Genomic DNA, 19,345 nt, shown 5'->3' with positions numbered 1-19,345 from the left:
GCGTGACGCGTATCAAAGCCCTTCCTGCCGCCCTCGCTGGCGCTGCCCTGCTATTGAGCGGCGGCACAGTGCTCGCGCAGATCGAAGGCGGCAGCCGAGGCGCAGCCCCGGTCGACAGCGGCAGCGCATACGAGGTGAGCGGCGTCACGGTCGACGTCGCCGGCAAGACTGCCGACGCCGCGCGCTATGGCGGCTGGCGGCTCGCACAGCGCAAAGCCTGGGTGCAATTGTCGAACCGACTTGGCGGTGGAGGCAGTCTTGTTTCCGATGGCACGCTCGATTCGCTGGTCTCGGGAATCGTCGTCGAGAACGAACAGATTGGCCCGCAGCGTTACATCGCCAAGCTCGGCGTGCTGTTCGATCGCGGCCGCGCCGGATCGATCCTCGGCATCTCGACCTACGCCGATCGCTCGCAACCGATGCTCGTCATCCCCGTCCAATATTCGGGCGGCGTCGGCCAGGCGTTCGAGCAGAGCACGCAGTGGCAGCAGGCCTGGGCGCGCTATCGCACCGGCAACAGCAGCATCGACTATGTCCGCCCGTCCGGCTCCGGCCCCGACGCGCTCCTGCTCAACGTCGGCCAGACGCAGCGCCCCGGCCGCGGCTGGTGGCGGACGATCCTCGACCAATATGGCGCGAGCGATGTGCTCACCCCCGTCGTGAAGCTCTATCGCCAGTGGCCCGGCGGCCCGGTGATCGGCGTGTTCGAAGCGCGCCATGGCCCCGACAACGACCTGATCGGCAGCTTCACGCTGCGAGTCGGGACGCCCGACGGCATCGCGCAATTGCTCGACACCGGCGTGAAGCGGATCGACGACCTGTACCAGCAGGCCCGCCGCAACGGTTCGCTCCGCGTCGACTACAGCCTCTCGCCCCCACCGCCGCCCGAAGCCGCGACGATAGACGACCTGCCGACCGACGAAACCGCCGACGCCAATACCGCGGCGCTGACCGGCGGCGAGGGCATCTCGGTCATCGTCCAGTTCGACACGCCCGCAGCGACCGCCGTCTCGTCTACGGAAGCAGCACTCCGCGCGATCCCCGGCGTCCGCTCGGCGGCAACGACCAGCCTTGCACTCGGCGGCGTCTCACTGATGCGCGTCGCGTACGACGGCGACCCCGCGGCGCTGAAGACCGCGCTCGAAGCCCGAGGCTACCAGGTATTCGGCTCCGGCCAGACGATCCGCATCCGCCGGGTCGCCCAACTTCTTCCGCCGGACTTGCCCGCGGACAATGCGACGACAGGGTGAGCGCGACCAAGATGACTCAAATTGCGCTGCCACTCGGGTGGCCGGCGGACCCTCGCGACGACGCCTTCCTGGTTACCCCCTCCAACTCGCGCGCGGTCCACACGCTCGAGCATACCGCCACCTGGCCCGTCATGACTGCCATCCTCACGGGCCCGCGCAAATCGGGCCGCAGCCTGCTCGCCCGCATCTTCGCGGCGAAGAGCGGCGGCACGATCATCGACGATGCCGAGCGCGTGCCCGAGGCGCAGCTGTTCCACGCCTGGAACCGCGCGCAAGAGGAGCACAGGCCGCTGCTGATCGTCGCCGACGCCGCGCCGCCCGAATGGAAGGTGAAGCTCCCCGATCTCCGCTCGCGCCTCGCGGCCAGCCCGATCGCGGCGATCGGCGCGCCCGACGACGAGCTCATGCGGCTGCTGCTGGCGCATCTGTTCGAGCGCCGCAGCCTCGATGCCCGGCCCGATCTGATCGATTGGCTCGCGACCAGAATCGAGCGCAGTCATATTACCGTAACGCGAACCGTCGATGCGCTCGATCAGGAGGCGATGGAACGTCGCAAGCGCTTGTCCATTCCTCTTGCACGAACCACACTCACCGAGGCCGGACTGATCCTCCGGCCGCAACTCGCTCTCGACCTCCCGCTCTTCACGCCACCATAAGCCCCCAAGAGGCCCGATGAACCGTCCAGCCCATATCGTCCGCCAATCGGAAGACGACGACGATCCCATCGGCGCAGAGCCGAACGACCGGTTTTTCAACCGCGAGCTGTCCTGGCTGGCGTTCAACCGTCGTGTGCTGGAGGAGGCGTGCAACCCCGCGCATCCGCTGCTCGAGCGACTCCGCTTCCTGTCGATATCGGGCTCCAACCTCGACGAGTTCTTCATGGTCCGCGTTGCCGGTCTGAAGGGACAGCAGACGCAGGACGTCGATCGGCGATCCGCCGACGGCTTAACTGCCGGCCAGCAGCTGACCGCGATCGTCCGCGAGGCCGACGAGTTGATGGCCAGCCAGCAGGCAGTGTGGGGCGACCTGCGCGTGCTGCTCGACGAGGCCGGGCTGTTCGTCCTCCGGCGTGAGGCGGTCGAGGGCGAAGCCGACGAGTGGCTCGAAACGCATTTTCGTGATCAGATATTCCCGATCCTGACCCCGCAGGCGCTTGACCCCGCACACCCGTTCCCGTTCATCCCGAACCGCGGGCTGTCGGTGATCTTCGATCTCGTTCGCCGTTCGGACAACGAGCCGGTGCGCGAACTGGTCATGCTCCCGCATACGATGACACGCTTCGTCCGCCTCCCCGGCGACCCGGCGCGCTACATCTCGATCGAATCGATCCTGAAGCGGTTCGCGCCCGTCCTGTTCCCCGGCTACGAGGTCCTCGCCGCCGCCAGCTTCCGCGTCCTGCGCGACAGCGACATGGAGATCGAGGAAGAAGCCGAGGACCTCGTCCGCTACTTCGCCAACGCGATCAAGCGCCGCCGCCGCGGTCGGGTGATCCGTCTGGAACTCGAAACCGGCATCCCGGACGTGCTGGCGGCCGTGCTCAAGGACGAACTCGGCGGCGCCGACGCGATCATTACCGAGAGCGGCAATCTGCTCGGCATCGTCGACCTCGACGGGCTGGTCGACGAGGATCGTCCCGACCTGAAGTTCCCGCCCTTCACGCCGCGCTTCCCGGAGCGGATCCGCGAATTCGGCGGCGATTGCTTCGCGGCGATCAAGGCCAAGGACATCGTCGTCCACCACCCGTACGAGACGTTCGAGGTGGTGCTCGCCTTCCTGAAACAGGCGGCGAACGACCCCGACGTCGTCGCGATCAAGCAGACGCTCTACCGCGCCGGCAAGCAGCCCGCGGTCATCAACGCGCTCATCACCGCCGCCGAGGCCGGCAAGTCGGTCACGGCGGTCGTAGAGCTGAAGGCGCGGTTCGACGAAGAGCAGAACATGGTCTGGGCCTCCGCGCTGGAGCGCGCGGGCGTGCAGGTCGTCTACGGCTTCATCGACTGGAAGACGCACGCGAAGGTGTCGCTGGTCGTCCGCCGCGAAGGCCAGGCGTTCCGCACCTACTGCCATTTCGGCACGGGCAATTATCACCCGGTCACCGCCAAGATCTACACCGACCTCAGCTTCTTCACCGCCGACGCCGCGGTCGGGCGCGATGCAGCGCAAATGTTCAACTACATTACCGGCTATGTCGAACCGACCGACATGGCGCGCGTCAGCCTGTCGCCGCGTGACTTGCGCCAGAACCTGATGAACCTGATCGACGTCGAGATCGCTAACGCGCGCGCCGGCAAGCCCGCCGGGGTATGGGCGAAGATGAACTCGCTGGTCGACCCCGCGGTGATCGAGAAGCTCTACGAAGCGAGCGGGGCAGGCGTCGAGATCGACCTCATCATCCGTGGCATCTGCTGCCTGCGCCCCGGCGTGCCTGGTTTATCCGAGACGATCCGCGTCAAGTCTGTGATCGGCCGGTTCCTCGAGCACAGCCGGATCTGGGCGTTCGGCAACGGCAAGGCGCTGCCGAACGATGGCGCGAAGCTGTTCATCTCGTCCGCCGACTGGATGCCACGCAACTTCGACCGGCGCGTCGAATATATGCTGCCGATCCTCAACCCGACCGTCCACGACCAGATCCTCGATCAGGTCATGGTCGCGAACCTGATCGACAACGAGCAGAGTTGGGAGCTAGGCCCCGACGGCGAATATAGCCGCGTCGATCCCGGCGACCGCCCGTTCAACCTGCATCGGTATTTCATGACGAATCCTTCGCTCTCCGGCCGCGGCGCCTCGCTCGCGACCAGCAATGCCGTGCCGACGCTATCGCTCCGCCGAAAACGATGAGCGTTACCAACATCCTGTTCGGCAATTCCCCACCCAAGGCCGAGACCGACGATCACCCGCGCACCGGGATCATCGACATCGGCTCGAACTCGATCCGTCTGGTGGTCTACCAGGGGCCGCCACGGCTCCCCGCGATCCGGTTCAATGAGAAGGTGTTGGCCGGGCTTGGGCGAGGGCTCGCCGCTACCGGCGCGATCGAAAAGTCCGCGCTGAAGACCGCACGCGTCGCGCTGGCGCGGTTCGCGGCGGTGGCGAAGGAAATGGAATGCTCAACGCTGCGTACGGTCGCCACAGCGGCAGTACGCGATGCGAAGAACGGCGGCGAACTCATTGCCGCTGCTGAACAACTTGGTCTGACCGTCGAAACGCTGTCGGGCGAGCAGGAAGCCAGCGCGGCAGGCTATGGTGTCCTATCCGCGATCCCCGAAGCAGACGGCATCGTCGGCGATCTCGGCGGCGGCAGCCTCGAACTCGTCCGCGTCCGCCGCGGCAAAATCGAGGACCGCGTCTCGTTCCCGCTCGGAGTTCTCCGCATCGGCCCGATCCGGGCCAAGCGCGGCAAGGTGCTAGCCCGCTACGTGGCACGCCTCGTGCGCGAAGCCGGTTGGACTGCGAAGGGGCAGGGGCTTCCACTCTATCTGGTCGGCGGATCATGGCGCGCACTGGCACGGCTCGACATGGAGCTGTCGGACTATCCGCTGCCGATCATCCACCAATATTCGATGACCGCGGCGACGATCACCCGCCTCAGTCGGACGATCCCGCAGCTTTCCAAGCCGCGCTTGAAGGCGATTCCGGGGCTGTCCTCTGGCCGTACGGCAACGCTTGCCGACGCCGCGGCGTTGCTCGGCGTGCTGATGCGCCAGCTTGGCAGCCGGACGACGATCGTATCCGCCTATGGCCTGCGCGAAGGCCTTCTCTACGAAGACCTAAAGCCCGCAGACCGAACGCTCGATCCGCTGATCGTCGCCGCCCGCGAAGAGGGTCGCCTGCTCGGCCGCTTCCCCGAGCACGGCGATCTCCTCGACCGCTGGATCGCACCGCTGTTCACCACCGAGCCGCCCGCAATGGCCCGTATCCGCCACACGGCATGCCTCCTTGCCGACGTAGGCTGGCGCGCCAACCCTGAGTTCCGTGCCGAACGCGGCGTCGAGGTTGCGCTGCACGGCAACTGGGTCGCGATCGACGCGCCGGGCCGCGGGATGCTGGCGCAGGCGCTCTACACGAGCCTCGGCGGCGATCTGGCGGCGGCAGACCCCGTAGGGCGGCTGGCGACCCCGGCCGCGCTGAAGAGTGCTACGCTCTGGGGCATGGCGATGCGGCTAGGCCAGAGGATGAGCGGGGGCCTAGCCGGGCCATTGAAGCGCTCGCGTCTCGCCGACGACGGCGTATCGCTCACGCTGACGCTGCGTCCAGACGATCGCGGTCTCTACGGCGAGGCGGTAGAACGGCGCCATACCGCTCTGGCGACCGCGTTAGGCCGCAAACCCTTACTCGCTATTGCTTAGCTCCGCCCCTTGCAGGGGAGGAACTAAGTGATCAGGCGCAGGTGAAGCGTTCGATCCGACCCTTCGCATCGACATAGACGTTCAGCCGATCAGCGCGGAAATCCATCGTCACGGCCGTGTTCGGTGCGATCCAGCGGAGCGTGCGTGCGCCCGATCGGGTCTGCATCACGTCGGCCCGAGCATCGCTTGCGCGCTTGCCGACCAGATCGCCCAGAGAGTCGGCATTGCAGGCGGCGGCGACCGGCGGAGCGGTAGGCGTCTCGCCACGCATCTCGACCGGCGTACACGCTGCCGAGGCCAACAAGGCTGCGACCAGAACGATCCTCATGCGGCATCCTCCGTACGCGTCATCTTCAGCTTCCCGCCGATGACCGCAAACGCCAGCCGCCCCTCGACTAGGTCCAGCGCATCACGCCCGAACTGATCGAACCGCCAGCCTTCGAGCATCGGCAGCCCGGTCCGCACACCCGCTGCCAGCGCTTCGAGTTCATCGGTGCGCGCGAGAAGTTTCGATGCGACATCAATGTCTCGCGACCGGATCTTCAGCAGCAGCTTGAGCAGATCCGCCACCAGCGAACCCTCCTTGCCAAGCCCCGGCTTGCGATCGTCGCGTGGCGGCAGTTCGTCGTCGCCAAGCGGCTGCGCGCCCTCGATCGCCGCCATCAAACGGCCACCGATGTCATTCCCAGCCCAGGTCGCCGACAACCCACGCACCCGCGCAAGGTCGGCCTGCTTCTTCGGTGGGTGTCCCGCCATGTCGCCGAGCGTTTCATCCTTGACGATCCTCCCGCGCGGCAGATCCTTCGCCTGCGCCTCCAGCTCGCGCCACCGCGCCAGCGCCTTTAAGCGACCCAGCACGTCAGGCTTGCGCCCGGAGATCCGCACGCGCTTCCACGCCAGATCGGGATCGTTCGCGTAATTGGCGGTATCGCCAAGCCGCTCCATCTCCTGATCGAGCCACACGCCGCGCCCGGTCTTACGCAACCGCTCCAGCATTTTCGGAAAGATCTTCGACAGATGCGTGACGTCGCCGATCGCATATTCGATCTGCCGCGCGTCGAGCGGCCTGCGCGCCCAGTCGGTGAACCGCGCCCCCTTGTCGACCGCGATCCCGAGCCAGCTGTCGACCAGGTTCGAATAGCCGATCTGCTCGCCCTGTCCGAGCGCCATCGCCGCGACCTGCGTGTCGAACAGCGGGAAGGGCGTCTTGCCGGTGAGGTTATAGACGATCTCGATGTCCTGCCCGCCGGCGTGAACGACCTTCAGCACGTCGTGATTCTCGACGAGCAGGTCGAGCAGCGGCTTGAGGTCGATCCCCGGCGCCATCGGGTCGATCGCCGCGGCTTCCTTGTCGTCGGCGATCTGGATCAGGCAGAGTTCCGGGTAATAGGTGCTCTCGCGCATGAATTCGGTGTCGACGCACACATAGTCGGCGTCGGCCATGCGCGCGCACAAATTGGCGAGCGTGGCGCTGTCGGAGATAAGCGGGTGGATATGCATCGCTCGTCCATAGCGAGCCTCGTTCGGGTTGACAAAGCCCGGAAGGGAAGGGAAGCGCGGACCACCTGTTTATCGTCCGAGAAGACCCATCATGCACGCCTATCGCACCCACAACTGCGCCGCCCTCCGCCCCGAACAGGTCGGGGAAGAGGTTCGCGTCTCCGGCTGGGTCCACAAGAAGCGCGATCACGGCGACCTCGTCTTCATCGATCTGCGCGATCACTACGGCATCACGCAGATCGTCACAGACGTCAGCGGCCCGGTCTTCAAGGTCATCGAGGGATTGAAGAGCGAAAGCGTCGTCACGATCACCGGCAAGGTGACCGCACGTGCGCCGGAAGCCGTCAACCCGAACTTGCCGACCGGCGGGATCGAGATCCGCGCGACCGCCGCGACCGTCCAGTCGATGGCCAGCGAGCTGCCGATGCCGGTCGCGGGCGAGGCCGAGTATCCCGAGGATATCCGTCTCCGCTATCGCTATCTCGATCTGCGTCGCGAGCGGCTGCACGCGAACATCATGCTCCGCAGCCAGGTGATCACGTCGCTGCGCAACCGGATGAATTCGCAAGGGTTCACCGAATTCCAGACGCCGATCCTGACCGCATCGTCGCCCGAGGGCGCTCGCGATTATCTGGTGCCGAGCCGCGTCCATCCGGGCAAGTTCTACGCGCTCCCGCAGGCGCCGCAGATGTTCAAGCAGCTGCTGATGGTCGCCGGCTTCGACCGCTATTTCCAGATCGCGCCGTGCTTCCGCGACGAGGATGCACGCGCCGATCGTTCGCCGGGCGAATTCTACCAGCTCGATTTCGAGATGAGCTTCGTCACGCAGGACGACGTGTTCGCGGCAATCGAGCCCGTCCTGCACGGTGTGTTCGAGGAGTTCGCCGACTGGCAAGGTAAGGGGCGCCAGGTCTCTGCGCTCCCCTTCAAGCGCATCCCCTACCGCGAATCGATGCTGAAGTACGGCAGCGACAAGCCCGACCTGCGCAACCCGATCCTGATCCACGACGTCGGCCATCACTTCGTCGATTCGGGCTTCGGCCTGTTCGCCGGGATCGTCGCCGGCGGTGACGTGGTCCGCGCGATCCCCGCGCCGAACACTGCCGACAAGAGCCGCAAGTTCTTCACCGACATGAACGATTGGGCACGCGCCGAGGGTCATGCCGGGCTCGGCTACATCACCCAGAAGAACGGCGAACTCGGTGGTCCGATCGCCAAGAACCATGGCGAGGAAGCGACGCGGAAGCTGATCGCGGAGATGGGTCTCGGTCCGAACGATGGCATCTTCTTCGCTGCCGGAAAGGAACTGCCCGCGTCGAAGCTCGCCGGCGCCGCGCGTGCGCGGATCGGCGCCGACCTCGGCCTGATCGACGAGAACCGGTTCGAGTTCTGCTGGATCGTCGACTTTCCGATGTTCGAATATGACGAGGACGCGAAGAAGGTCGATTTCAGCCACAACCCGTTCTCGATGCCGCAGGGCGAGATGGATGCGCTGGAGACCAAGGATCCGCTCGATATCCTCGCTTATCAGTACGACATCGTCTGCAACGGGGTCGAACTGTCGTCGGGCGCGATCCGGAACCACCGTCCGGAGATCATGTACAAGGCGTTCGAGATCGCCGGCTATACGCAGGCCGACGTCGACACGAACTTCGCGGGCATGATCAATGCGTTCAAGGTCGGCGCACCGCCGCATGGCGGCTCGGCACCGGGGATCGACCGGATGGTCATGCTGCTCGCCGGCGAACCGAACATCCGCGAAGTCGTGCTGTTCCCGATGAACCAGAAGGCCGAGGACCTGATGATGGGCGCGCCGAGCCCGGTTAGCGCCAAGCAGCTGAAGGAACTCAACATCCGGTTGACCGTGGATGGTCCGAAGGATGCGACGAAGGTGGTCGCGCCGAACGCGGGGTAATCTACCTGTCCCTCGCCCCTCCGGGGAGAGGGAAGGAGGAGCCGCTTGGCGACGGGAGGGTGAGGGGAGGTTGGCGGATCCCAACTGCCCCTCACCCTCCCACCCGCAAGCGCGGGCGGGCCCCTCCTCTCCCCGAAGGGGCGAGGGAAAGACGTCCCACGCTTCCTCAACCCCCTCAACCATGCAAATACCTCTGCACGATAAGGGGTTGGCATGCGCGACGATCAGATGACACCGGCGCCAAGCCTCGTCCGCAGCCTCGGCGTCACGGGCGTCCTGTTCCTCACCCTCTCCGTCGCAACCCCGGCATCGTCGGTGTTTGTCATCGTCCCCGGCATGCTCCAGGTCGCCGGCACCGGCGCGGTGTGGGCAACCCTGATCGCCGGGCTCGTCTGCGTCGCGACCGCATTCGTCTATGCCGAACTCTCCTCCGCCTGGCCGGTCGCGGGCGGCGAGTATATCGCGGTCGCGCATACGCTCGGGCCGATGGCGGGCTTCGTCATGCTCGGCGTCAACGTCTTCAACAACCTGCTCTTCCCGCCGGTAGCAGGGCTGGGCGTCAGTGCGGTGCTCGGCACGCTCGTCCCCGGCCTGCCGCAGATTCCCGTCGCGATCGCCGTGGTCGGAGGGTCGACGCTCGTCGCAATCCTCCAGATCCGCGTCAACGCCTGGCTCACGGGGCTCTTCCTGCTGGTCGAGATCCTGGCGATCGGGGCGGTCGTCTGGCTCGGGTTCGCCGATACCGTCCACCCGATCGGCGACCTGTTGCTCCACCCTGTCATGCCGCAAGGCGCCTCCCTCGTCCCCGCGTCAGCCGCGTCGATCGGCCTCGCCACCTCGATCGCGATCTTCGCACTCAACGGCTATGGCGCTGCGGTGTACTTCGGCGAAGAGATGCTCGACGCGCCCCGGCTGATCGCGCGCGCGATCATGGCGTCGCTCGCGCTGACGCTGCTGTTCGAAGGCATCCCGATCGTCGCGGTCCTGGTCGGCGCACCGGACCTTCACGCCACGCTCACCGCCGACGACCCGTTCGGCCTTCTCGTCACCCTCCGTAGCGGCACCACGACGGCGAACTGGATCTCGATCGGCGTCGTCGTCGCGATCGTCAACGCGGTGATCGCCTGCATCCTCGCCTGCGCGCGCTTCTTCTACGGCACCGCGCGCGACGGAAGCTGGGGCCGTCCGCTCGACCGGTGGATGACACAGGTTCACGCGAAATTCGGCTCGCCCTGGGTGGGCACGTTGCTGGTCGGCGGGTTCGGCATCGTCGCGTGTTTCCTCCCGCTCCAGTTGCTGCTCGTGCTCAGCGGCACCGGCCTCGTCGCGATCTACTCAGGGATCTGCGTCGCGGCGATGGTCGGCAGGCGTACCGGCAAGACTGCCCACGCTCCCTACCAGATGCCGCTCTACCCACTCGCTCCGGTCGTAACGCTACTCGCGCTCGGCTATGTCTGCTGGACGAGCTGGCTCGATCTCGAGGAGGGCCGCCCCGGTCTGCTCATGACGGCCGCGCAGATCCTGCTGTCGATCGCCTATTATTGGTTCGTCCTGCGTCGTCGCGGCGCCTGGAACGTTCAGATCCCGACCCTTGCGACGGAGCGCGATACATGACGATACACCTGGCCGACTACGAAGACGGTGACGAATACGACGGCAAGTACAAGCACGACCTCGCCGCGCTGCAAAAGCGTCTCGAACATATCCAGGTCGCGCACATCGTCGCGGGCAAGAGCGCGATCGTGATGTTCGAGGGTTGGGACGCCGCGGGGAAGGGCGGTATCATCCAGCGTCTCTCCGCTGAATGGGACCCGCGCAACTACAAGGTCTGGCCGATCTCGGCGCCAACCGCGGACGAGAAGGCGCACCATTTCCTCTGGCGCTTCTGGAACCGTCTGCCCGCCAACGGCAACATCGCGGTGTTCGATCGCAGCTGGTACGGCCGCGTGCTGGTCGAGCGTGTTGAGGGGTTCGCCAGCGAGACCGAATGGCGCCACGGCTATGACGAGATCAACGCGTTCGAGGCGCAACAGGTCGAGAGCGGCACCACCCTCATCAAGCTGTTCATCCATACTACGCAAAAGGAGCAGGACCGTCGGCTGAAGGCACGGCTCGACGATCCTTGGAAGCACTGGAAGACCGGGCTCGACGATTTCCACAACCGGTCGCGCCGCGAGGAGTATCTGGAGGCGATGGCCGAGATGTTCGCGCGCACTGATACCGCGACCGCGCCCTGGACGGTGATCGACGGCAACGACAAGAAGGCGGCCCGAATCGCCGCGCTGACGCTGATCGCGGACCGCCTCGAAGCGGGGGTTTCGATGGTGCCGCCACCGCTCGACCCGAAGGTCAAGCGCGTGGCGGAGAAGGCGTTAGGCCTTCGCTGACGCGTCAGGCTTTCGCGGATTTGGCCTCTGGTGCATCGGCCTGGATGAACTCGTCGTCCGCGTTGAGCAGCAGCATCTGGCCCTTGTCGATGCCGAAATAGGCACCGCGGAGCGCCAGCGTGCCGGCGGCCTCGGCCCTTCTGACGAACGGGAAGGTGCGCAGATTGGCGATTGAGGTTCGAACGGACTCGAGTTCCATCTCACGGCCCGCCTGGTCGCTGTCGCCATACTTGGCGATGACCTTCTCGCGCGCGCCGTCGAGCAAGCTCACCCAGTCAGACACGAAGCCGCCAGCGCCATGGTCCGCGTCGGCAAAGGCCTGCGTCAGCGCGGCCTTGCAGCCGCCGCACTTCTCATGGCCCATTACGACGATCTCTTCGACCTTCAGCTGCGTAACGGCGAACTCGATGGCCGCCGACACGCCGTGATGGCCGCCACCGGTCTCGTAGGGCGGGACCAGATTGGCGACGTTGCGGACGACGAACACCTCGCCGGGGAGCGTGTCGAAGATCTGCGCGGGTTCGACGCGGCTGTCGGAACACGCGATGATCATCACCTTCGGGCTCTGGCCTTCCTGCAGTTCCTTCCAGCGCTCGCGCTGCGCTTCCCAGGGGCCGTCCTTGAAGCGGTGATAGCCTTCGATCATTTCCGGAAAGTGAGTTGGCACGGTTAGCCTTCCATATCAGTTTGCGATGCAACATGAAAAACTTGTCATGTTGAAACTGGTTCCATGATTTTATCCGGTTCGTCCGATGGTTCCAACCCGCTGACGGCGTCCGCCGCCATTGTCTCGACGGCAGGGCGGGGCTATCTGGCGTGCATGAACGACATGACCCCGATGGCTGCGCCGGTCCGTGCGCGCAAGCCCGACTGGATCCGCGTCAAGGCGCCGACCTCCGCTGGCTTCGCAAAGACGCGAGAGCTGATGCGCTCCAAAAGCCTCACGACGGTGTGCGAAGAGGCGGCGTGCCCGAACATCGGCGAATGCTGGTCGAAGAAGCATGCGACGGTCATGATCCTCGGCGATACCTGCACGCGGGCGTGCGCGTTCTGCAACGTCAAGACCGGCATGCCGCGTGCGGTCGATCGGATGGAGCCGCAGAACGTTGCCGATGCGGCCGCGCAGATGGGCCTCAACCACATCGTCATCACCTCGGTCGATCGTGACGATCTTCCGGACGGTGGCGCGTCGCAATTCGTGAAGGTGATCCAGGCGATCCGCGCGTCGAACCCGACGACGACGATCGAGATCCTGACCCCGGACTTCCGCAACAAGGCGCAGGCCGCGATTGAGTCGATCGTCGAGGCGCGTCCCGACGTCTATAACCATAATCTCGAGACGGTGCCGCGGCTGTATCCCACGATCCGCCCGGGTGCGCGCTATTACGCGTCGCTGCGGCTGCTGGAGAGCGTCAAGCGCCACGACCCGTCGATCTTCACCAAGTCTGGCGTGATGCTTGGTCTCGGCGAGGAGCGTCTGGAGATCCATCAGGTTATGGACGACATGCGCTGCGCCGACATCGATTTCCTGACGATGGGCCAGTATCTCCAGCCTACGCCGCGCCACGCCAAGGTTGCCGAGTTCGTGCCGCCCAAGGCGTTCGACGCCTATGCCTCGATCGCCCGCGCGAAGGGCTTCCTGCTGGTCGCATCGTCGCCGCTGACGCGGTCGAGCTATCACGCCGGCGATGATTTCGAACGGTTGCGTGCGAACCGCGATGCCAAGCTGGGCGTTGCGCGCATCTGATGCCGAAGCATTCGGAAACGCGCCATCTGCCCTACACGCCGGAACAGATGTTCGACCTGGTCGCCGATGTCGGTCGCTATGCCGAGTTCCTGCCGTGGGTCAGCGCGATGCGCGTGCGCTCGAACAGCGAGACGGAGACGCTGGCCGACATGATCGTCGGCTTCAAGGGCCTGCGCGAGACGTTCACGTCGCGCGTGCAGAAAGTCCGGCCGAGCGAACTCAACGTCGATTACGTCGATGGCCCGCTCAAGTACCTCCGCAACGAATGGCATTTTCGGCCAGAGCCGCAGGGTTGCGCGGTCGACTTCACCGTTGACTTCGCGTTCAAGAACCGGATGTTCGAGATGATCGCGGGGCAAGTTTTCGGTGCCGCACTGCGGAAAATGATCGGCGCGTTCGAGACGCGCGCCGCCGAGCTTTACGGGGCCGAAGCGTCCGGCAACAAGAGTTCGAGCGCGCACAACGCGGCCTGAAGCCGAATCCCGCCACGACCGAGATCGCCGAAGTCCTTGCGATCGGCATGGACGTCTGACGGGTCGCGACCCTTCTCGGCGCGACCGAACACCACGGTTCCAACCGGCTTCTTCAGAGAACCGCCACCTGGCCCTGCTACGCCAGTGATCGCAACGGCGATGTCGGCGCCCGACTGCTTAAGCGCGGCCTGCGCCATGCTCCACGCGACCGCGATCGAAACCGCGCCGAACGTTTCGAGCACGTCCGAACTGATCTTCAGGACGCCGAGCTTGGCGGCGTTCGAATAGGTTACGAAACCGACCTCGAACACGTCGGACGATCCGGGGATCTCGGTCAGGGCAGCCGCGACGAGGCCGCCGGTGCAGCTTTCGGCGACTGCCACCCGGCGGCCGATCGAGCGGTTCTGCTCGACCACCTTGCGCGCGGCGTCGACCAGTTCGACGGGAAGGATCGTATCCATCAGCGAGTCTCCACCGGGCAGAGCAGCATCGCCACCGCGGCGATATCACCGCTGCGCGACTTCTGGGATTTGAGGTACCGCAACGTCTCGACGACGATGCCCGCGGTGTTGCGCGGTGGCAAGGGCTGGAGCAGCGTCACCATCCGGTCGATCGTCCCGCAATCGCGCGTTGCGATCCGCCCGACGATCTGCGGTACCAGCAGCGTCGTCAGCAGCGGGCGTGCAAACTCCGAATCGAGCAACGCGTCCACGGCGGGATCGCTGAGCTTGACGATCGCCGCGCGCGCCGCCGGCCAGGCCCGGTCGGACTCGACCTGATAGCGATCGATCAGCGCACTCGACTGCGACCGGATGAGACTGGCGGCAGGAAGCTGCGCCGCGCAGACACGCCCGGTTTCGCGCAGGATGTCGGGCATAGCGACGAGCGTCAGCGATTCGGCCTCGGGCCCGGTGATGCATCGCTGTTGCGCCACCGCCGGGCTGGCAAGGAGCGCGATCGCGGCAAACGCGGCAGCGATCTTCAAAGCGGCGATCCGGGCAGGCTAATGGTCGCAACGGCCTGCGCGGCGATACCTTCACCGCGGCCGGTGAAGCCGAGCCGTTCGGTCGTGGTCGCCTTGACGCTGACCCGGTCGAGCGTGAGCCCGAGCAGGTCGGCGATCCGCGCGGTCATCGCCGCGCGATGCGGGCCGATCTTCGGCGCCTCGCACATGATCGTCAGGTCGACGAAATCGATCCGGCCGCGCTTGTCGGCGATGAGCTTGGCGGCATGCTGGAGGAACTGCGCGGAGTCGGCGCCCTTCCACTGGGGATCGCTCGGCGGGAAATGCGTACCGATATCGCCCGCCGCGATCGTGCCCAGCAGCGCGTCGGTCAGCGCGTGGAGCGCCACGTCCGCGTCGCTATGCCCCGACAGCCCCTTGTCGTGGGGGATCAGCACGCCGCCGAGCCACAGCTCCTCGCCGGTTTCGAGGCGGTGGACGTCGAACCCCATCGCGGTGCGGGTTTCGTAGGCGACACGCGCTTCGGCGGCCGCGAAATCTTCTGGGTGGGTGACTTTCTCGAGCATCGCCGAGCCCTGCACCAACGCGACGCCGACGCCAAGCCGTCGCACCATCTGCGCGTCGTCGGTCGCCTCTTCGTCGGCAGGCCAGACCGCGTGCGCGGCACGGAGTGCCTCCACCGCAAACGCCTGGGGAGTCTGCACCCGGTTGAGGTCGGCGCGGGGCACGATGTCACCGAGCAGGACGCTGCCGCGCGCGAGCGTATCGGTCACCGGGAGGACCGGAATGGCGGCGTCCCGGGTCTTCAAGGCAGCGACAAGCGAATCGATGACCGTGTGTGACAGAAAGGGGCGGGCAGCATCGTGAATCAAGACGTGCGTCGCGTCGCCGACCGCCGCTAGGCCGTTGGTAACCGACTCACGCCGCGTCGCACCGCCAACCACGATCGCCGCGTCCCCCAATGCGGCGATCACGGAGGCCTGCTGGCCCTCGGCGACGACGACGATCGTCTCGGCGATCGCCGGATGCGTCGCGAACGCCCCATAGGAATAGCCGATCATCGGCCGACCGGCGATCAGCGCGAACTGCTTGGGAACCGATCCCCCCGCGCGCACGCCGGTTCCGGCAGCGACGATGATCGCGACGATACGCTGTGCCTGTGTCATCCTCGCGCCCTAGCGGTTCGCCCCAACGCTCGCCAGTCTTGCGAAAAACCATCAGACGGCGTAGGGGGATGCCTCTTTTTCAGGCACATCCATGCGTAACCTTGCCCCTATCCAGATCGGTCCCGTCCGGATCGAAAGCCCCGTCGTGCTCGCGCCGATGACCGGCGTCACCGACATGCCGTTCCGCACCTTGGTGCGACGCTATGGCTCGGGCCTCAACGTCACCGAGATGGTGGCGAGCCAAGCCGCGATCCGCGAGACGCGCCAGTCGTTGCAGAAGGCGGCATGGGACCGGCTCGAGGAGCCGGTGTCGATGCAGTTGATCGGCTGCACCCCCTACGAGATGGGTGAGGCCGCCAAGCTCAGCCAGGATCGCGGCGCGGCGATCATCGACATCAACATGGGCTGCCCGGTGCGCAAAGTCGTCAATGGCGACGCAGGCTCGGCACTGATGCGCGATACCAAGCTCGCCAGCGCTATCATCGAGGCGACGGTGAAAGCCGTCGACGTGCCGGTCACGCTGAAGATGCGAATGGGCTGGTGCCACGACAGCCTCAACGCGCCCGATCTCGCGCGCATCGCGGAAGACCTCGGCATCAAGCTGATTACCGTCCACGGCCGCACGCGCAACCAGATGTATAAGGGCAGCGCCGACTGGGGCTTCGTCCGCAAGGTCAAGGACGCGGTCACGGTTCCGGTGATCGTCAACGGCGACATCTGCACCATCGAGGACGCCGAAGCCGCCATGGACCAGTCCGGCGCGGATGGCCTGATGATCGGTCGCGGTTCCTATGGCCGCCCCTGGGTACTCGGCCAGGTGATGGAGTGGTTCGCCACCGGCCGTCGCATCGAAGATCCGTCGATCACCGAGCAATATGACGCGATCGCAGGGCATTACGAGGCGATGCTCGAACATTACGGGATCGAGACCGGCGTCAACATGGCGCGGAAACATATCGGCTGGTACACCAAGGGCCTCCCCGGTTCGGCCGAGTTCCGCAACAAGGTCAACCAGGTTCCCGATCCCAAGCAGGTCAAGGCGATGCTGGCCGAGTTCTACGCTCCCTGGCGCGAACTTGCAGCGGCCTGATACGCAATCCCGGGGGCGGCCAGGCTTTGCGGAGCTGTTCGCGGCACTCCCGGTCGCGGTCGTCGTCGTCGATCCAGACCACCGCGTCGCGCATGCCAATGCACTCGCGGAGCAATTGCTGAACCTCTCCGAGCGGTTGATGATCGGCCAACCGCTCGATGCGATCATCCCGCCACCCGACGATCCGCGTAACCGCGACGGGCACGGTCTGGCGGTCTACGACACCGAGATCTCGACCGCGCGCGGCGTGAAGATCCGCGTCGATTTCGCCGAAACACAGATTGCGGACTATCCCGGCTGGCGGGCGATCACGCTCCATGCGTCGGCAACGTCTCGGCGACTGGGGCATTCGGTCGACCGCGCGGCCGGAGCAAGGGCGGCGGTTGGTGCGGCCGCGATGCTCGCACACGAGATAAAGAACCCGCTGTCCGGCATCCGCGGCGCCGCGCAATTGCTCGGTGCAGGCGAGTTAACGACGCTGATCGTGACCGAGGTCGACCGCATCGCCGCGCTGATCGACCGCATGCAGGACTTCAGCGACACGCGGCCGCTGCCGCTCGCCAGCGAGAACATCTATCCGCTGCTGGGTCACGCACGCCGGCTTGCGCTCGCCGGGTTTGCGCGAGGAATCACGATCGAGGAACGCTTTGATCCCTCGCTTCCACCCGCACAGATCAACCGCGACGCCCTCCTCCAGATCGTCATAAACCTGCTGAAGAACGCGCGCGAAGCCGTTCGAAACGAACGCGAACCGCGGCTGGTGATGACCACTGCCTACCGCCACGGCATCACAGTCAGCGCCGCGCCGGGCAAGCCACGCGTGCCGCTGCCGATCGAGATCTGCATCTTCGACAATGGCCCGGGCGCGCCCGCCGACATCGCCGATCACCTGTTCGATCCGTTCGTGTCGGGTCGTCGCGAAGGGCAGGGGCTTGGTCTCGCGCTCGTCGACAAGCTCACCCGAGACATGGGCGGCATCGTCCAATACGCCCGGGAAGGTACGCCGGAAATGACCGTCCTCCGCCTGTTGCTCCCCAGAGCGGCATCATGAGCACCGTCCTGGTCGTCGATGACGACGCCGCGATCCGCACCGTCGTCGCGCAGGCCCTCCGTCGCGCAGGCCACGACGTCACCGTCGCCGACAGCCTGGCACAACTCGAACGCGCGCTCGCCGTGTCTCTGCCCGACGTCCTCATCACCGACGTCATCCTCCCAGACGGCGACGGCATCGATCACGTCCGCAGCGTCGCCGCGCGCTTTCCGCTGCTGCCGATCATCGTCCTCTCGGCACAGAACACGCTGACCACCGCGGTCCGCGCGGCCGAGGTCGGCGCGTACGAATACCTCCCCAAGCCGTTCGATCTCGACGTCCTCACGAGCGCCGTGACGGGCGCACTCGCACGCGGCGGCATGGTGTCGGAGGACGCACTCCACGACGAGGACCGCGCGCTCCCGTTGATCGGTCGCTCCGCGGCGATGCAGGACGTGTACCGGATCATCGCGCGCGTCGTTTCGAATGACCTGACCGTGCTGATCTCAGGCGAATCGGGCACCGGCAAGGAACTCGTCGCGCGCGCGATCCACGATCTGGGCCCGCGCAGTGCAGCCCCGTTCGTCGCGATCAACATGGCGGCGATCCCGCGCGAACTGATCGAGGCCGAGCTGTTCGGGCACGAACGCGGCGCCTTCACCGGCGCTGCGACGCGCAATGCCGGTCGGTTCGAGCAGGCGTCGGGTGGCACGCTGTTCCTCGACGAGATCGGCGACATGCCGATGGAGGCACAGACCCGCCTGCTCCGCGTGCTCCAGTCGGGCGAGTTCACCAGCGTCGGCGGCGCCCGGACGATCCGCGTCGACGTCCGCATCGTCGCCGCCACCAATCGCGACCTGTCCGCGCAGGTCGCGACCGGCCAGTTCCGCGAGGACCTGTTCTACCGCCTCAACGTCGTGCCGATCGCGCTACCTGCGTTGCGCGAACGCAGGCAGGACATCGCCTTGCTCGCGCGCCACTTCCTCGATCATGCCGCGATCCAGGGATTGCCGCGTCGTCAACTCGCCACCGACGCGATCACCGCGCTCGGCGCGCATGCCTGGCCCGGCAATGTGCGCGAGCTCGAGAACCTTATGCGCCGTCTTGCGGTCCTTGCGCGCGACGAAGTGATCGACGCCGAGGCGATCCGGACGATGCTCGGCACGCAGGTCGATGCGAGCGAGGCGCCCGATATCGACATCGCGCAGGCGGTCCGCGCCATGATCGAGCGGATCGCACGCCAGGATCCCGCTGCGCTTGACGATGGCACCCTGTACGACCGCGTGATCGGCGAAGTCGAACGGCCGCTGATCGAGGTGATGCTCGCGCGCCACGGCCAGAATCAGCTTCGCGCGGCCCGCGCGCTGGGGATCAATCGCAACACGCTCCGCAAGCGGCTCGACACGCTGGGGATCGATCTCGGCGGTGAATCAGTCGCCTGATTGCACCGAAACGGCAATCTTCCAGTCATTATGTG

General features: G+C 66.1%; 18 protein-coding genes. 12 read left to right on the top strand and 6 right to left on the bottom strand.

The features are described from left to right. The first annotated feature begins 2 nt into the window (after window positions 1-2). From C8J43_RS12510 to C8J43_RS12495, 4 genes are read left to right on the top strand one after another with little or no spacing between them, the layout of a single operon-like run. On the top strand, window positions 3-1,250 hold the full coding sequence (locus C8J43_RS12510; RefSeq protein WP_133031171.1) for a heavy-metal-associated domain-containing protein: 1,248 nt from the start codon (window positions 3-5) through the stop codon (window positions 1,248-1,250). Between the two features lie 11 nt (window positions 1,251-1,261). After that, window positions 1,262-1,906: a DnaA/Hda family protein gene (locus C8J43_RS12505; protein ID WP_056050416.1), complete on the top strand. Its 645-nt coding sequence runs from the start codon at window positions 1,262-1,264 to the stop codon at window positions 1,904-1,906. A 16-nt stretch (window positions 1,907-1,922) separates the two neighbouring features. Continuing rightward, entirely contained in the window at window positions 1,923-4,088 is a 2,166-nt protein-coding gene (locus C8J43_RS12500) for an RNA degradosome polyphosphate kinase (protein WP_133031170.1), read from the top strand. After that, entirely contained in the window at window positions 4,085-5,596 is a 1,512-nt protein-coding gene (locus tag C8J43_RS12495) for a Ppx/GppA family phosphatase (RefSeq protein ID WP_133031169.1), read from the top strand. Before C8J43_RS12500 ends, C8J43_RS12495 begins: the two co-directional genes overlap by 4 nt. Before the next feature lie 31 nt (window positions 5,597-5,627). Here the strand turns inward: C8J43_RS12495 and C8J43_RS12490 are convergent, their stop codons facing one another. Continuing rightward, window positions 5,628-5,924, bottom strand: a complete 297-nt coding sequence (locus C8J43_RS12490; protein ID WP_133031168.1) for an I78 family peptidase inhibitor — start codon at window positions 5,922-5,924, stop codon at window positions 5,628-5,630. Then, on the bottom strand, window positions 5,921-7,096 hold the full coding sequence (gene rnd / locus C8J43_RS12485) for a ribonuclease D (RefSeq protein WP_056048878.1): 1,176 nt from the start codon (window positions 7,094-7,096) through the stop codon (window positions 5,921-5,923). The genes C8J43_RS12490 and rnd overlap by 4 nt, the downstream gene beginning before the upstream one ends. Window positions 7,097-7,187: 91 nt before the next feature. On the opposite strand from rnd, the gene aspS reads away from it, so the two are divergent. The 3 genes from aspS (at window position 7,188) to C8J43_RS12470 (ending at window position 11,398) form a co-directional block, all read left to right on the top strand. Further along, complete coding sequence (gene aspS / locus C8J43_RS12480) at window positions 7,188-9,011, top strand: aspartate--tRNA ligase (protein ID WP_207893387.1); 1,824 nt, start codon at window positions 7,188-7,190, stop codon at window positions 9,009-9,011. Between the two features lie 213 nt (window positions 9,012-9,224). Further along, window positions 9,225-10,625: an APC family permease gene (locus tag C8J43_RS12475; protein ID WP_133031167.1), complete on the top strand. Its 1,401-nt coding sequence runs from the start codon at window positions 9,225-9,227 to the stop codon at window positions 10,623-10,625. Next, window positions 10,622-11,398 carry a polyphosphate kinase gene (locus C8J43_RS12470; RefSeq protein ID WP_133031166.1) on the top strand — a complete coding sequence of 259 codons (777 nt, stop codon included), beginning with the start codon at window positions 10,622-10,624 and terminating at the stop codon, window positions 11,396-11,398. The genes C8J43_RS12475 and C8J43_RS12470 overlap by 4 nt, the downstream gene beginning before the upstream one ends. Before the next feature lie 4 nt (window positions 11,399-11,402). On the opposite strand, the gene C8J43_RS12465 is transcribed toward C8J43_RS12470, so the two are convergent. Continuing rightward, entirely contained in the window at window positions 11,403-12,044 is a 642-nt protein-coding gene (locus C8J43_RS12465; RefSeq protein WP_056048883.1) for a carbonic anhydrase, read from the bottom strand. A 174-nt stretch (window positions 12,045-12,218) separates the two neighbouring features. On the opposite strand from C8J43_RS12465, the gene lipA reads away from it, so the two are divergent. Together lipA and C8J43_RS12455 are read left to right on the top strand one after the other, a co-directional pair. Then, the gene (gene lipA / locus C8J43_RS12460; RefSeq protein WP_056048885.1) at window positions 12,219-13,145 is read left to right on the top strand and encodes a lipoyl synthase; all 927 of its coding nucleotides are present in this window, start codon (window positions 12,219-12,221) and stop codon (window positions 13,143-13,145) included. Then, window positions 13,145-13,618: a type II toxin-antitoxin system RatA family toxin gene (locus C8J43_RS12455; RefSeq protein ID WP_133031165.1), complete on the top strand. Its 474-nt coding sequence runs from the start codon at window positions 13,145-13,147 to the stop codon at window positions 13,616-13,618. The genes lipA and C8J43_RS12455 overlap by 1 nt, the downstream gene beginning before the upstream one ends. Here C8J43_RS12455 and C8J43_RS12450 read toward each other — a convergent pair. From C8J43_RS12450 to C8J43_RS12440, 3 genes are read right to left on the bottom strand one after another with little or no spacing between them, the layout of a single operon-like run. Beyond that, complete coding sequence (locus C8J43_RS12450; RefSeq protein WP_133031164.1) at window positions 13,564-14,079, bottom strand: CinA family protein; 516 nt, start codon at window positions 14,077-14,079, stop codon at window positions 13,564-13,566. The genes C8J43_RS12455 and C8J43_RS12450 overlap by 55 nt on opposite strands. Beyond that, window positions 14,079-14,603 (bottom strand): hypothetical protein, encoded by a 525-nt coding sequence (locus tag C8J43_RS12445; RefSeq protein WP_121885086.1) that lies wholly within the window; start codon window positions 14,601-14,603, stop codon window positions 14,079-14,081. The genes C8J43_RS12450 and C8J43_RS12445 overlap by 1 nt, the downstream gene beginning before the upstream one ends. Then, window positions 14,600-15,748 (bottom strand): bifunctional 2-C-methyl-D-erythritol 4-phosphate cytidylyltransferase/2-C-methyl-D-erythritol 2,4-cyclodiphosphate synthase, encoded by a 1,149-nt coding sequence (locus C8J43_RS12440; RefSeq protein ID WP_133031163.1) that lies wholly within the window; start codon window positions 15,746-15,748, stop codon window positions 14,600-14,602. The genes C8J43_RS12445 and C8J43_RS12440 overlap by 4 nt, the downstream gene beginning before the upstream one ends. Window positions 15,749-15,839: 91 nt before the next feature. Here C8J43_RS12440 and dusB point away from each other — a divergent pair, with 91 nt between their 5' ends. The 3 genes from dusB to ntrC are packed head-to-tail and all read left to right on the top strand — an operon-like array spanning window position 15,840 to window position 19,310. Further along, entirely contained in the window at window positions 15,840-16,838 is a 999-nt protein-coding gene (gene dusB, locus C8J43_RS12435; protein WP_121903165.1) for a tRNA dihydrouridine synthase DusB, read from the top strand. Beyond that, window positions 16,825-17,889, top strand: a complete 1,065-nt coding sequence (locus C8J43_RS12430) for an ATP-binding protein (RefSeq protein ID WP_133031162.1) — start codon at window positions 16,825-16,827, stop codon at window positions 17,887-17,889. The genes dusB and C8J43_RS12430 overlap by 14 nt, the downstream gene beginning before the upstream one ends. Further along, the gene (gene ntrC / locus C8J43_RS12425) at window positions 17,886-19,310 is read left to right on the top strand and encodes a nitrogen regulation protein NR(I) (protein WP_133031161.1); all 1,425 of its coding nucleotides are present in this window, start codon (window positions 17,886-17,888) and stop codon (window positions 19,308-19,310) included. The genes C8J43_RS12430 and ntrC overlap by 4 nt, the downstream gene beginning before the upstream one ends. Window positions 19,311-19,345 lie beyond the last annotated feature (35 nt).

Origin of the sequence: Sphingomonas sp. PP-CE-1G-424, from assembly GCF_004341085.1 — a bacterium.
In the GTDB taxonomy this organism is placed as follows: domain Bacteria; phylum Pseudomonadota; class Alphaproteobacteria; order Sphingomonadales; family Sphingomonadaceae; genus Sphingomonas.
The sequence above is the reverse complement of the archived record's forward strand: the minus strand, read 5'-3'. Positions and strand labels throughout refer to the sequence as shown.